We start from the raw sequence: 15,250 nt of genomic DNA, 5'->3' as shown, positions 1-15,250 counted from the left end.
AATCCAAACTCCAGACATCTCACCAGTTCACCTGCAGACCCAGCGTTCCGTTATAGGTCGGAGAAACACCCTTGCTCAGATCGCCGCTGAAATTGCCGAAGATCGCGGCACTGTCGCCGAGGGACAGTTTCGATCCGAGACTGAGGCGAAGCGAGTCTTTGGCAACTGACCCGCCATTCGTGACGAAGTCATACCCAGGTGCCGCCAGGAAGGCCGCATCAACCGAACGGTCGGGCAGGAATTCATGTCGCCAAGCGGCACGAGCCCAGCCTGCCCACTGTACGGAGTCAGTGAGATTGGCTTGCGATTTGACTTGCAGGCCAAGAAAGCCAGGCAAAGAGTTGATGGTACGGTCAGCGAAGCTGAGGCCAAGGGCGCTGGGCGCGCCGCCAACTGTCTCGCTGTAGGGATCGGAATGTATGGATTGGAATTGCATTCCGGCAAACGGCGTGAATTCAATCGCGCCCGAAGTCAGCTTGTAGCCGGTTTCGAGACTGGTGCTGAACAAGCGGCTGTTGAAGCTCCCATCCACCGTCTCCGACATTCCAGGGATCTGAACTGCGCCGCCCAGCTGTTGCAGGGTGACGCCCGGTATCGATACAGCGCGCTGCGTGGATATGTCATAGAACGCCAGGCCAAGGCTGCCAGTCGCATAGAAGGCATTATCCTGGTAGGTGGTGTAGACCGCGAAATGCCCGTCACCCTTGCTGCGGCCGGACGTTAAACGATCCGGTGTGTCAAAGCTGCTGTTGCCGTAACCCGCCGCCAACCCCATCAACCAGTTTTCATTCGGCTGATAGTCGAGGCCGACTGCAACGCCACCGGTACGGTCGGTCGATGCGGCTGAGCCTACACCGGCATCCGCCGCCGACTCACCATATCCGCCAAAGGCCGCCACCCAGGCGCGGTAGATGGGACTGCTGACCGGCATGCCGATATCAGCCGGCATGCCACTTTTGGCAGGCTTGGTCGGGAAGTAGCCAAGTGGGATCGAGGCGGTGTCCTGAAGGACCGTCGTGCCGGCATTGTCGTTCGATATCCAGCCCCTGGTGCGCTGAAACACCGTCGACAGGAAGGCATCGTTGGCATCGAAGGTCATCTGCTGGAAGCCGGACGTGCCCGAGCCCGACAGCGAATCATAGGCTTTGCCGAGCGCGGCCGTATCGGGCTGGAAGAACAGCAGGGTCGCGATCGGGGCGAAGGCCGGCGAGGTCTGATCCGTCTGGATCATGTTCACCGCATTGCCGACAGAATGCTGGTTGTCGGTCAATCCTTGCGGGGAATAGTCGATCCGGTAGCTGATATCGATGTCTGTATCCGGAACGGCCGGGTAGGTCAGCGCATACGTAGCAACCGCCGTGTTGGGCGCCACAAGATTGATGCCGTCATGCGTTTCGCCCAGGTCGGCCGAAACAATCGTGATGTCATGCGTGCCGGGCTTAGCCTTTGCCGCATTGATAGCCGGGTTCAGCAAATTGATCGAAATGTCGCCGGCAACAGAAGCAATGCCTGTGAGGTTCAGGCGGTCCGCGGTGACCAAAGCCAGATCGAGATCGACAGCGTGGATGCCCGTTGCCGATTGGGTAAAGTCGCCCGTCAGCTGCGTTGTCTGGACGAAGTTCAATCCGCCCAGGGAAGACAGGCCGTCATTGCTGTACAAGCCACCGGCCAGATCAACATTCACGCCTAGGTCGAAGACCCCCTTGGCCTGGTTGTGGAAGCTGTTGTCACCGTCTTGCAGGTCAACCGAGCCCATCACCAGGCCTGCGTTTTCGATCGCGTCATCGCCGCCTGTGCCGCGGATGGCATAGCCGTTGATGCCAGACACCGTTTGCGCCGTCGTCGCATTGGGCGCGAGATAGGACAGCGTGGCATTGATTGCATCCACCGAAACGAAATCGCCTGTAACCTTTTCGACCGCGGTGACGACGCCGTCATTGTTGACCGTGTTGGTCGCGCCGTCGAGGATCTGAAGGCCCGCGCCATTTCCAAGTCCGCCTACGATGAGGCTCGTTGTCGTTGCCGACGGATTGAAGATGTTGACGGTGATATCGCCATTGCCGTCGGCCGCGCTGCTTTGTGCCAGCATGGCAATGCTGTTGTTGCCGGTGGCAATCAGGTTGCCGGTCTGGTTGAAGATGGTGGCTGCCGCCAGGCCCGCGCCACCAGCGCTGCTGGAATAGCGCAATGCGCCAAACGTCTGGGGCTGCGCGAAGAGCCTGGCGAACATCTGCGGAGCCTGCGTTTCGCTCACGCCCACGGCGCCACCGCCGCCACCGACCGATTGCGAGTAGATCGCGATCGCGTTGTCGCCGTTCATGATGATAGAGCCCGCGGTGTTGGTCACCGTGACGATGCCGCCATTGCCGGTGCCGCCCGATTGGGACTCCACCGCTCCAGCGCCGCCGCCGGCTTTGACCAGGCCGCCGCCGCCGCCGACCGATTGGGCGAAAATGCCGATCGAGTTGTCGCCGTTGATGGTGATGGAGCCGGTGTTGGAGACTGTCACCGCGCCGCCCTTGCCCTCGGCGCCGGTGTCGCCGCCTATTGCAATCGGCACCTCCGAGATACCGAGTGCCGAGGCCGCCGTTCCGCCGCCGCCGCCCACCGACTGCGCCATGATGCCAAGCGAATTTTCGCCATTCAGCACAATCATGCCGTCATTGGTGACCTTGACGTCGCTGCCATCGCCGGCCGCACCGCCATTGCCACCCAGGGTCACGCTCACGCCCAGCGGATTGGTAAGAGGCGTTGCCACCGAAATGGCCGAGCCACCATTGCCGCCGCCACCGCCCACTGACTGCGCAAAGATCGCGGTCGAATTGGCTGCATTGGTCACGATCGACGCATCGGCATGATTGGTCACGGTGACCGTGCCGCCATTACCGCCGGCGCCGCCGCTGCCGCCCACCGTCACACCTTCCGCGGGCAGGACTGGCACAGCCTGAATGCTGAAGCTTCCAGCATTGGCGCCATTGCCACCGCCGCCGCCAACGGATTGAGCGAAGATGGCCTGCGAGGATGCGCCATCGGTCTGCAACATGTCATAATTGTCGACGATGACCGCGCCGCCATCACCGCCTGTAGCGCCCTTGCCGCCGACGCTGTTCGAGACGCCGATGGGCGAACCAGCATAGGCCGCGCCGCCATTGCCGCCGCCGCCGCCGATCGATTGCGCGAAGATTGCGTTGGACAGGATGCCCTTGGTCCAGATCTGGCCGCCCTTGTTGTTGGTGACCGTGACCGTACCGCCCGCCCCCGTCGAGCCACCGCCGCCGCCGACCGCGACCATGCCGTAGGCATTGCCGCCCTCACCGCCACCGCCGCCCACCGACTGGGCGTAAATGCCGTCGGCCTTGTCGCCCGAGGTAAGAAGGAGCCCCGAGTTAGTGACATTGACAGCACCACCGATACCAGCATTGCCGCCCGCACCGCCCACCGAGACAAGCAGCGAAGCCCCAACCGTCATGGCGCCCGTATCGGCGCCCTTGCCGCCAGCCGCGCCGCCGCCGCCGCCGATCGACTGGGCGCGGATCGCATCCGCTCCAGCGCCGGCCGTCTTGACCTGCGCCGTATTCGTGACGTCGACCTGGCCACCATCGCCGGAAGCGCCGCCAGCTCCGCCAACCGACACAGCCGACAGGAATGTGCTGCCGCCGGTGCCGCCGCTGCCGCCCACGCTTTGGGCATAGATGCCGATGGAGCCCAGAGCCTGCGTTTCGATCATGCCGTCATTGAGGACCGTGACATGGCCGCCCTTGCCCGACGATCCGCCGCCACCGCCGATAGCGACTGCTGCGGCCAGCGTGTTGCTGCCGCCATTGCCGCCGCCACCGCCGATCGACTGGGCAAGAATGCCGTAAGAGACTAGGCCCTTGGTGAGGATCGTTGAGCCCGTGGTGTTCTCGACCTTGACCTCGCCGCCTATACCGGCGGAACCGCCCCAGCCGCCGACCGTAATGCCGGTGAGCCCAACGGCGCCGCCATTGCCGCCGCCGCCGCCCAGCGATTGCGCGACGATGCCGTTGGAAAACAGGCCGTCGGTCTGGATGTGCGCAGCGTTGACGACATGCGTGTAGTCGCCGTTGCCTTTGACCTCTCCGCCAGACTTCGACAAGACATTGCCGCCGACCGCGATCAGGCCGCCGGCCGCGCCGCCATCGCCGCCGCCGCCGCCGATCGACTGGGCAAGAATGCCATCGGAAAACGCACCCTTGGTCCAGATATCCGCGCCGACCTTGTTTTCGACATCGACAGTGCCTCCGTCGCCGGCCGCATTGCCCATGCCGCCAAGGGACACGAGGCCGAACAGGCCGGCGGCCGACTTGCCGCCATCGCCGCCGCCACCGCCAATCGACTGCGCCATGATGCCGTGCGAGAAAAAGGCGCCCGACGTGGTGATCGCGCCTTCGTTGGTGACGCTCACGGCCTTGGCATCGCCTGCCGAACCGCCGGTGCCGCCGATGGCAACATTGCCCAGCGACTGCACGAAACCGGAAGTGCTGTTGAAAGTTGTGCCGGCAATGATGGCGATATCGGTCGGGTTCAGCGGGATCGGCAGGGGATTGGCGTAGAGGCCGTCGGTGCCAACGATCGCGTTACCGCCCGATCCGCCACCGCCGCCGATTGACTGCGCCACGATGCCGGAAGACATCATATCCATCGTCGTAATGAAGCTGTGGTTGATGACCGTGACGGTGTTTGCGTCATTGCCCGAGCCGCCGAAGCCGCCGACATTCACCTGTACGTTGACGCCCTCGGTGCCCTTTTCAGGCGATTTGCAGGATTTGATCAGATGAACGTCCACGATTGCCAGGGGATCGAACGTACAAGCGCTGCCTGCCTGGAGCGAGATGGTGTTGGCGTTGCCGCCATTGCCGCCGCCGCCGCCGATGGACTGCGCGAAGATGCCGTTTGAACCGACGCCATGGGTGATGATGCCGCCGGTCTGTTCGACGAATACCGCGCCGGAATAGTTGCCGTCGCCACCCAGGCCGCCGACAGATACGGCGACGTTGACCGGACGTCCGGTCTCGGCGTTTCCTGCTGTCAGAAGGCCGGTAACAGCGCCGCCACCATTGCCGCCGCCGCCGCCGATGGACTGCGCCAGAATGCCATGGGCCGCCGGTCCGTATGTCTCGATCGCGCCCTCATTGGTGACCGAGACCTTGTCGGAGAAACCACTGGAGCCGCCGAAGCCGCCCATGGTGAGACCCATGTTCAGGCTGGTCTTTTCGCTGATGAAGCCGACGGCGCCGGAGATCGCAAGGCCGCCATTGCCGCCGCCGCCGCCAATCGACTGGGCGAGGATGCCCGACGCATCGCGGCCGGTCACCACCTGCACGGTGGTTGGCAAGCCGAACGCGGTCAGTGTGTCGTCGGTCACGTGAAGACCTGTCAGGCCAGACAGTTGTTGCGCGAGGTTGACGGTCGTCCGCGAGCCGGTCGTGATGTTGCCGGTGTTGTTCACAACGACTTCGCCGGACTGGCTGCCGGCGCCGCCGAAGCCGCCCACGGAAGCCTTGATCTGCTTTCCGTCGGCCCCGGAGAACCCGCCAGTCACGGACAGGCCGCCATTGCCGCCGCTGCCGCCGATCGATTGCGCCATGATGCCGTCCGAGCCATCGCCCAGCGTTTTTATGTCGCCGACATGCGTCACATCCACTTTGGCAGCCTTGCCGCCGTTGCCACCCGCACCGCCCGATGACGCGCCGATGGCGACGCTTGTCTGGCAGTCGGTGCAAAGATCGAGGGTGGCGGCGACGCTGATCCCGCCATTGCCGCCGCCACTACCGATCGACTGTGCGAGAATGCCAACCGCGTGATTGCCTTCGGTCGTGATGTCACCTCTGGAATTCACCGTGACGGAGCCCGCGTCGTTGCCGCTGCCGCCGAAGCCACCCAGGGACGCTGCAAGTGAAAGACCCTTGGAATCACCGGTGATGGTGCCGGCGAAGCTGAAACCGCCGTCGCCGCCGCCGCCGCCGATCGACTGCGCCAGAATACCGTTCGAGCCGTCGCCATGGGTTAGGATATTGTCGACGCTGGTCACGTCGACACTGCTTGCCGTGTTGCCGGTGCCGCCGAAGCCGCCGACGCTCAGAGCCAGCGTCGCCTTGGATTCGATCGAGCCTGCCAAGCTTCCGGAGAAGCCGCCATTGCCGCCCTTGCCGCCGATCGATTGTGCCTCGATGCCGTTCGAGCTCTGGCCCTTGGTTTCGATGGAAACACCGGTGATCGTCTGGCCGACATTGTTGTTGACCACGACAGCGTTGCCCTTGCCGCCCTTGCCGCCGAACCCGCCGACGGAAGCCGAAATCCCGGCCGTGCCGATAGTGAAGGTGCCGCTCAGCGAAGCGCCGCCATTGCCGCCGCCGCCGCCGATCGACTGTGCCAGTATACCGTTGGACTGTGTGCCTTCGGTCAGGAACCGGCCCGTGCTGTTGACCGTAACCGTGCCGGCGTCGCCGCCGCCCGCACCGATGCCGCCGACACTGAAGGCACCGGCGAATTCACCGCCGGCAGCGGCGGCCAGGGAAAAGCCGCCATTGCCACCGCCACCGCCGATCGACTGGGCGGAGATGCCGTTCGAGAAATTGCCCTTAGTGTAGTAGTTCTGCACCGATGTGACGTCGACATTGCCGCCGGTACCGGCGCCACCGCCAAAACCGCCGACCGATGCGGAAATGCCCGCACTTGCATCAGCGAATGTAACGGCAGCTGAGAATCCGCCATTGCCGCCGCCGCCGCCGATCGATTGGGCGAGCAGGCCGTCGGAGCGGTCGCCGTGGGTTTCGATGCGGTAGCCGAAATTGGACAGCACGGAGGACGTATCGGGAGTGTCGTTGGTCGCTACACCGTATTCGGTGACCGAGACGTCGCCGCCATTGCCGCCGCCTGCGCCAAAGCCGCCGACCGACAGGCCAACCGCGGGAGCTTCGAGGCTACCGCCCGCGCTGATCGAGAAGCCGCCATTGCCGCCACCGCCGCCAAGCGACTGTGCCACGACACCACGGGAATCGTTACCCTCGGTCAGCATCTGGCCGAGGCTGTGGACAGTGACTTTCTCTGCCTTGCCGCCTGTCGAGCCGAAACCACCCACCGATGCGCTGCCGCCGATCTGGCTGCCGGCGCCGAGTGCACCCGAGAAGCCGCCATTGCCGCCGCCGCCGCCGATCGACTGCGCGAGGATCGCGTTCGCAAAACTGCCCTTGGTATGAATGTTCTGGTCCGAAAACACGTCCACAGTGGATGCATCGCCGCCACCGCTCAAAGCGAAGCCGCCGACCGAAACGCCGACGCCGCCATCGCCACCCACGCCACCTGCGACCGAGAAGCCGCCATTGCCGCCGCCGCCGCCAAGCGACTGTGCAAGGATGCCGTTCGAACGGTCGCCAAGCGTTTCATAAGTCCAACCCTGGACGGTATTGTAGGTTGTCTTGGTGATCGCGTTGTTGCTGTAGTCGTATCCGGTAGTGACTGTTACCTTGTCGGCGTTGCCACCGCCTGCGCCAAAGCCGCCGACGGAAACGCCAACTCCAACCGTGCCGCCAAAGGCGCCGGATACCGAAAACCCGCCATTGCCACCGCCGCCGCCAATCGACTGCGCCAAGATGCCGTTGGAATCGTTGCCATTTGTGAATGTTTCACCATAGGCATTGACCGTGGCGGACATCGCATCACCGCCCTCAGATCCGAAACCGCCCACCGACGCCGAGCCACCAAACTCGGCGCCGCCGGCGAAGCCCGCCGAGAAGCCGCCATTGCCGCCGCCGCCGCCGATCGATTGGGCGAGCACGCCGTTCGAATTGTTGCCCTTGGTCAGGATGTTGTGGGAGCTGTCTGCTTCCGCGGTTCCACCTTTGCCTCCTGCGTTGCCAAAGCCGCCAACAGAAACGCCGATACCGGCGCCCGTTGCGCCGACGCCGGCCGCTACAGAGAAGCCGCCATTGCCGCCGCCGCCGCCAATGGATTGGGCGAGCACGCCGTTCGAATTGTTGCCATCGGTCTCAAGCGTGATCTGGCCGCCGTCCTGAATTTTTTTGGGTGACGGATTCTTGACGTTGTTGTCTGAAACCAGGTGATCGATTGCATACGCTTCGGCCTTGACACTCGAGGCATCTCCGCCCGCTCCGCTGAAGCCGCCGACCGACACGCCAATGCCCGCTGGTCCCAGATTGACCGCCGCCGCTGCCGAGAAACCGCCATTGCCGCCGCCGCCGCCATCGACTGTGCGGCGACGCCATTCGAATTGCTGCCGGCGGTAAAGATTGTGCCGGTGTTCTTGGCATTCGCGATATCGGCTTTCTGACCGTTGCCACCTTTGCCGCCGACAGAGACGGCGGCAGCAGCACCAATGTCCTCAATCGAAGCGGAGAGCGCGGCAGATACGGCAAACCCGCCATTGCCGCCGCCGCCACCGATCGACTGGGCGAGAATGCCGGACGAGTTGTCGTAGAGCGTGCTGATGTTGCCGGCGTTCGTGACATCGACGCGGCCGGCCGTGCCGCCCTGCCCACCGGTGCCACCCACGGACACCCCGACGCCCAACGCGCCGCCGGCGGAAAGCGAACCGGCAAAGCCGCCATTGCCGCCGCCGCCGCCAATCGACTGAGCGAGAATGCCGTACGAATTGTTGCCGGTCAGGATCTTTTGGTTGATGTCGCGGTCGCCTGTCGAAATGTTGCCGATCGAATCCACTGTCACCGACGAGGCATTACCACCACCGGCGGCGCTACCTCCGACCGCGACCCCGACACTGCCACCGCCACCCGCCGCGATGCCGACCGTCGATCCGCCATTGCCGCCGCCGCCGCCAACCGATTGCGCGACAATGCCGGAAGACTGAGAACCGTAAGTCGTTATGTTGCCGTTGTTCGTGACCTTGACGATATCGCCATTGCCGCCACCGGCACCCTTGCCGCCGACCCCGACGGCCGCCGCCGCGGAAGATCCCAGCGCGCCCGATCCGGCAAAGCCGCCATTGCCGCCGCCGCCGCCAATCGACTGCGCGACGAGCGCGCTCGACTGTTGACCGTATGTGACGATGTTGCCAATGCTTTTGAGTTCGGCCTGGGCACCGTTGCTTGCAGCGCCGCCATTGCCGCCAACCGCGGCGGAACCCGAGAATCCAGCGGAGCCCGAGAGGGCGACGCTGACGCCTCCGTTGCCGCCGCCGCCGCCGACCGACTGGACGATGATAGCGTTCGAAAGGTTTCCGACGGTGGTGATGTTGCCATTGCTAAAGGCATGGGCATTCGCGGCAGCGCCGCCATATCCACCAGCACCACCCAGGGTGATGGCTAACGAGCCGGATCCCAGGGAGCCGGCAAGACTGCCGGAGAAGCCGCCATTACCGCCGCCGCCACCGATGGACTGCGCTACAATGCCTGACGAATTGTCGTTCAACGTGAAAATATTGTCGACGGGCCTGCCGTTCCAACCGCTTTCAACATAGGCCGTGCTGGCATCGCCGCCACCATTGCCACTGCCGCCAAGCGAGAGGCCGAAGGCTGCGCCACCACCCAGGCTCAAGGATCCCGCAAACCCACCATTGCCACCGCCGCCGCCGAGCGATTGGGCCACGATGCCGGCAGAGTTCTTGCCTGTCGTGACCGTGTTCCAGTCTCCGGCATAGCCGGAGACCGATAGATTGTGGCCGGCGCCATCGGTGGTGACCAGAACCGAGCCAGCATTCTGACCCTTTCCGCCCGTACCGCCGACGGCGACGCTAGCTGAGATGCTCGCGGACAGGCCACCGGCAACCGAATTGCCACCATTGCCACCGCCACCGCCGATGGATTGGCCCAGCACCGCGATAGAGTTGTCACCGGCCGTATGGACGCTGCCTGACGAATTCACCGTCACGACCGCGGCCGTGCCGCCTGTTGCACCCGAACCGCCAACGCCGACATTGATCGAGGCCGCGCCGACGCTGGCCGCGACTGCCAGGCCGCCATTGCCGCCGCCGCCACCGATCGACTGAGCCGAAATACCGAGCGAATTGTTTCCCGTGGTCGTTATGTCACTCAGACTGTCGACGTCGACGGTCGAAGCGTTGCCGCCCTTGCCGCCATTGCCGCCGACACCGACCGAAACCGCAATGCCCGTGCCAACGCCCGCCGCAACGGCCGTGCCACCGCTACCACCGCCGCCACCGATCGACTGGGCAAGGATGCCCGATGAACTTATACCACCGGTGTTGATCGAACCCTTGGTCTGCACCAAAACGTCGGCGGCATTACCGCCGGCGTTGCCGCCGCCGCCAACGCCCACCGAGAGATTGAACGGCAATCCGACACCGCCGCTGGCGGCGACGGCAAAACCGCCATTGCCGCCACCGCCGCCGACCGATTGCGCAATGATGGCGCTCGACGTGTCGCCGTGGGTGGTGATGTCATAGGATGATGCTTGCGAGGCATTGATGTTATCACGCAGGATCTTGACGCTTTTGCCGTCACCAGCCATGCCGCCATTGCCGCCAACCGCCACCGCGACCGGGCTTACGGCGACCGCATTGCCGCCATTGCCGCCGCCGCCGCCGATCGACTGTGCCAGGATGCCAACCGAGCTTTTGGAGCCTGCATTGATGCCGGTCTCGATGCTACCGCCGTTCGTCACCGTCACGGTGCCAGCATCGGCCGCATCACCGCCGCTGCCGCCATAGGCAAACAGGCCACCCGAATTGCCGCCATTGCCGCCGCCGCCGCCAATCGACTGCGCCAGGATACCGTTGGCCAGCGAAGAGTAGGATTTCAGCGTTCCCGTATTGGTCACGCTGACATTGCCGCCGGTCGTGGTGCCCGAACCATCGCCGCCGAGCGAAACCAGGCCGCCTGACGAACCACCATTGCCACCGCCGCCACCGATCGACTGCGCGATGATGACGTTGGCGCCGATACCGTGGGTCGTGATGTTGCCGGCATTGGTTACGGACACAGTGCCGCCGCCGCCGCCGCCCTGCCCGCTGCCGCCCAGGGCAACGGCACCGGCAGCCGTACCACCGTCGCCGCCGCCGCCGCCTATAGACTGCGCGATGATGCCATAGGCATTCGCGCCGAAAGTTTCGATGGTACCGTTGGTGTTGACAGTTGCCTGACCGCCCGCGCCGCCCGTGCTGCCATTGCTGGCGCCGGAGAAGAACAGGCCAAATCCGCCCTGCCCATTGCCGCCGCCGCCGCCAATGCTGCGCGCTGCAACACCAAAGGCATAGTCGTCCTGAGTGACGATTTTGGTATTTGCCCCGGTCTGAGCAAAGGCCGTGCCCGCCTGCGCGGCACCGCCACCATCACCGGTCACAAACACCAGACCGCCACCTTGGCCGGCGTTGCCGCCATTGCCACCCTGGCTGAATGCAGAAACGCCGATATTGCCTTGACCGGTTGTGGCGACCATGCCGCTGTTGAAGATCGCGGACGCCGAACCGCCATTGCCGCCCGTGCCACCATTGCCTGCATGGCCGCCCAGGCCTTTGAAGTCGCCGCCATTGCCGCCATTACCACCGAGCGATTGCGCAAGGATGCCGGGAGCATTGGCTCCGACAATGTTGCCGTCGAAATTTACTATTACTAAGCCGCCATTGGCGCCATCGCCGCCCTTGCCGCCATCGCCGAAGACATAGGCATTCGATCCATGGGCTCCGGCTGAGCCCGACGATGAGCCCAGTACAGCGGCCTGTCCGCGGTTTGTGCCGACGTCGTATGTTCCGGTATTGGCATTGATGGTGACCTTCGGACCATTGTTGCCGGTTGCACCGGCCGCGGCGGGGCCGGGAGCATTGCAGGTTCCATCAGGGACAGTGGTTGTACCGCCATTGCCGTCGGGAACCGTTTTCGTATTCGGCGTGCAAGTCTGGGCGCCATTTGAGTCCACTCCGAAGCTGCACGAGCCCGTGCAGGTAATGGCCTGGTCGGACGGGGCGGCGGGATTGCTGCCGGTGCCGGTCAGCGAAATGAACGTCGTTCCGTTGGTGACATTGTGCACCTCGATATCGTTGATTGCGGGCGAGGTTCGGGAAATGGAGGCCGGAATATCTGTGTCGCAGGTGGTGGTGGTTCCCGCATCCGTACAGGCGGCCCGCGCCTCGTCCCGTGGCCCGGCAATGAAAATCAGCGGCAGCGCAAGGAGAGCAGGCACACATAGCAGGATCAGCTGTCGGCGCCAGAATTGCAGCGCAACAAGCACGCAAGACACGAAAGCACCCATATCCACGCCCGCCAACTCACCGGATTTCGCCGGAGATCCCCCGTACAAACGTGACCCTGGCTTCCCCAAGCCGGCAGGGTCCGTTCCTTAACGCAAGGTTAAAGCAGGAAAGGCAATCTGAAAGATACCCCTCAAAATTGACTGTTTTCATGGCCAATTCGCATTGCGCGGTCGCAATATCCGCCACTAAAGTCGCAATATCCGACACTAAAAAGGGCCGACACGGCCCATTTCAGGCCGGGCAGGTGCTTGCCTTGGGGCGATCCGGGAGATCGCCACTTTTCATGGCATAAGCAATTGCCAGAGCCAGGCGCTCGCCCGCAACGGGTTTGTGCAAGACCGGCAGGCCGCTGGCCTGTGCTTCCAGCAAAGGTCCCGGCGCCGTTTCGCCTGTGATAATCAGGGCGGGAACTTCCTCGCCAATGTTATCCCGAATTTGCTTGATAGCCGCGATACCGTTGACCGGATCGCGCAAACGCAGATCGCTGATGATGAGATCGGGCTTTTTGCTGTTGCAGTAGGATTTGGCCTCCTCAACCGAACCAACTGCCGTGCAGACAAGTCCCCACTGTTCAAGCAGAATTGACATCCCCCGCCTCACCGATTCGTCATCATCGACCACCAGCACCTGGCTTCCCGGATACACAACGACGTCCACGACGTTGGAACCATCCTCCGCCGGTGGAGCAGAATCGACACCGGGAATGATCAGCCGAAACATGCTGCCTCGTCCCGAGACGGAATTCATGGTCAAGCTGGCGTTGATAGACTCGGCCAAGCGCCCCGCGATGGAAAGACCGAGGCCGAGGCCCTTGCGGCGATCACGCTCTGGATTTCCGACCTGATAGAACTCCTTGAAAATGTCCGAGTGATCCTTCTGGTCTATCCCGATGCCAGTGTCCCAAACTTCGATCGCCAAATCGTGATTTCGCTTGCGGCATGCGACAAGCACCCCGCCATCGTTCGTGTATCGAATGGCATTGGAAATAAGGTTTCGCAGGATCAGTTCGACGATGGCTGGATCCGAATAGCCGATCAATTCGGTATCTCTCGTCCGGTATGACAAATGTTTCTCATCAGCTTGCGGTGCGAGTTCGGTTTCAATGCCGCCGAAGATGTCCTGAACGGCGAATGCCTTGATCCGCGGCTTGACCACGCCCGCCTCGAGGCGCGAAAAATCCAGCAACGTGTCCAGCATCTCGGAGGTCGCCTTGGCTGCCGAGCGGGCATCGTCAATGGCCTGTCTCTGATCGGACCGTGGATTGCGAAGGTTCAAAACTTCCAGAAACAGCCCGAGTGCATGAATCGGTTGACGCAAATCGTGGCTCGCCGCGGCAATGAAGCGGGATTTTGCAATGTTTGCCTCAAGGACTTCGGAATAGGCAGTCTTCGATTTTTCGGCTTCGATGCGCAGGTCGCGCGTCAGTTCAAGGTTTTCAAACTTGAGATGAATGGATTGCATCGTTGCTATGCTGCTGTTGCGCGCCAGCAAAGTCATAGCCAGCAAATACGGCAGTGCGCACAGTGCCAGCGCCGCGAAGGAACGATCGTGCATAGTCAGGAATCGCGGAACGAGCACACTTAAGTCGACAAGCGCATAAGTCACAAAAACTGGCAGTACAGGCGACATGAGCGGCACCGCGCCTCCCACGATGCCCGTCAAAACCGCCACGATCAGGATGGCTTGCGTCGGCGTGGCGGAGTTCAGCGAAATCCATGACAGCAAGGTCCACGCCAGCGCGTCAAGCCCATGGATGAGCATCAGCCTTGCCACCTCGTAGTTGAGCCTCGAACGCTCGAAGACTTTTGTGCGCTGCCTGCCTGCATCGAACATCTGAAAAAGCTTGCAGGCCACGACACCCGTCAACCAAAAGCTCAAGGCAATTTCCACATCCGGCTTGCGAAGTGCGAAGAACAAGATGACCGCGACGCTGATAGCTGGAACGACGGTCAACCCAACAAGATCGTAGATCAGTTTGATCTGCTCGATACGAGTGCGCACATAAAGGTCGTCAGCCGAATCCGCGGTCACCTGATCAGGCCTGTCCTCTGCGCATTGAACACGGCTGCAGACCTGCTGTTCACGCCCAGGATCTTGAAAATCGACTGTACATGGCCGCGCACGGTGAATTCAGAGAGATTGACCTGCTTGGCGATGCGCTTGTTGGACAAACCTTGACGCATGAGGTTCAGCACTTGCAGTTGCCTGGCAGACAAGGGTTGTTTTGCTGACAAGCCGGTATTGGCAGGTTCTGCAGATACACCCAGTACTTCGGCGACGACGTCCAACAGGATGCGTCCGCCGCTGGATTTGCTCAAGTAGCCAGCGGCACCGAGGGCCAGCGCCCTGTCTTTTGTCTCAGCCCGGTCATCCGCCGAAACGACGATAACCGGACTGAGTGGCCACCTGGCTCGGAGCATCTGAAAAGAATCCAGACCGTTTGCATTGTTCAAAATGACATCGAGAAGGATGAGGTCAGGATCGCTGCCGGCAATCGCCAACGCGTCTTCCAGCGCGCCGGCTTCTGTCACGGAAAATCCTGCGAAATGACTTTCGAGGATCAGTCTCAAGCCGGAACGAAACAAGCCATGATCATCGACAACAAGGATATGACTCGCAAGGAGTGATGCGGAGAGACGGTCCGATCTGCTAGCCAATGCTTTTTCCCACATATCAATTGCAGGCCTGTCAGCAGACTACTTGTGCGCCCACGCACGGCAGAGTGGAATCGCACTTTTGGTCATGATCAAAGGTCACTGCGCACGACCCACCCGATCTGGAAGCCCATAGTTTTCCGGCATGAATTTGTTAGCGTCTGCCCGAATTTCGCGCACGTTGCCGGGTTCATTCGTCCGCAGGTTGAGGCTTCGCAAATTCTCTTATATCAGTCAAAGCTTAAGGAATTTGCACGGCGTGCGGCGCGAAAACAATGGCGAGATCCTCAGATCGGCCTCTCTTCACCGGCCAGATTGGCTGAGGCACAAAGCTTCTCGGCATGAACGCCGAACACGCATCGATCCAACCTCAGATCTCGCCAGGACAGGC

General features: G+C 62.5%; 3 protein-coding genes. All 3 read right to left on the bottom strand.

The genetic code is table 11. The features are described from left to right. Nucleotides 1-19 precede the first annotated feature (19 nt). Nucleotides 20-8,155: a hypothetical protein gene (locus ACZYHG_RS22760; RefSeq protein ID WP_464610479.1), complete on the bottom strand. Its 8,136-nt coding sequence runs from the start codon at nucleotides 8,153-8,155 to the stop codon at nucleotides 20-22. A 4,281-nt stretch (nucleotides 8,156-12,436) separates the two neighbouring features. Beyond that, the gene (locus ACZYHG_RS22755) at nucleotides 12,437-14,236 is read right to left on the bottom strand and encodes an ATP-binding response regulator (RefSeq protein WP_464610478.1); all 1,800 of its coding nucleotides are present in this window, start codon (nucleotides 14,234-14,236) and stop codon (nucleotides 12,437-12,439) included. Then, a complete protein-coding gene (locus ACZYHG_RS22750) occupies nucleotides 14,233-14,862 on the bottom strand; it encodes a response regulator (RefSeq protein ID WP_464610477.1) in 630 nt (209 codons plus the stop codon). The genes ACZYHG_RS22755 and ACZYHG_RS22750 overlap by 4 nt, the downstream gene beginning before the upstream one ends. Nucleotides 14,863-15,250 lie beyond the last annotated feature (388 nt).

This window comes from Mesorhizobium subarcticum (genome assembly GCF_055456085.1).
Note: the sequence above shows the minus strand (reverse complement) of the source record. Positions and strands in the feature narration are given on the sequence as shown.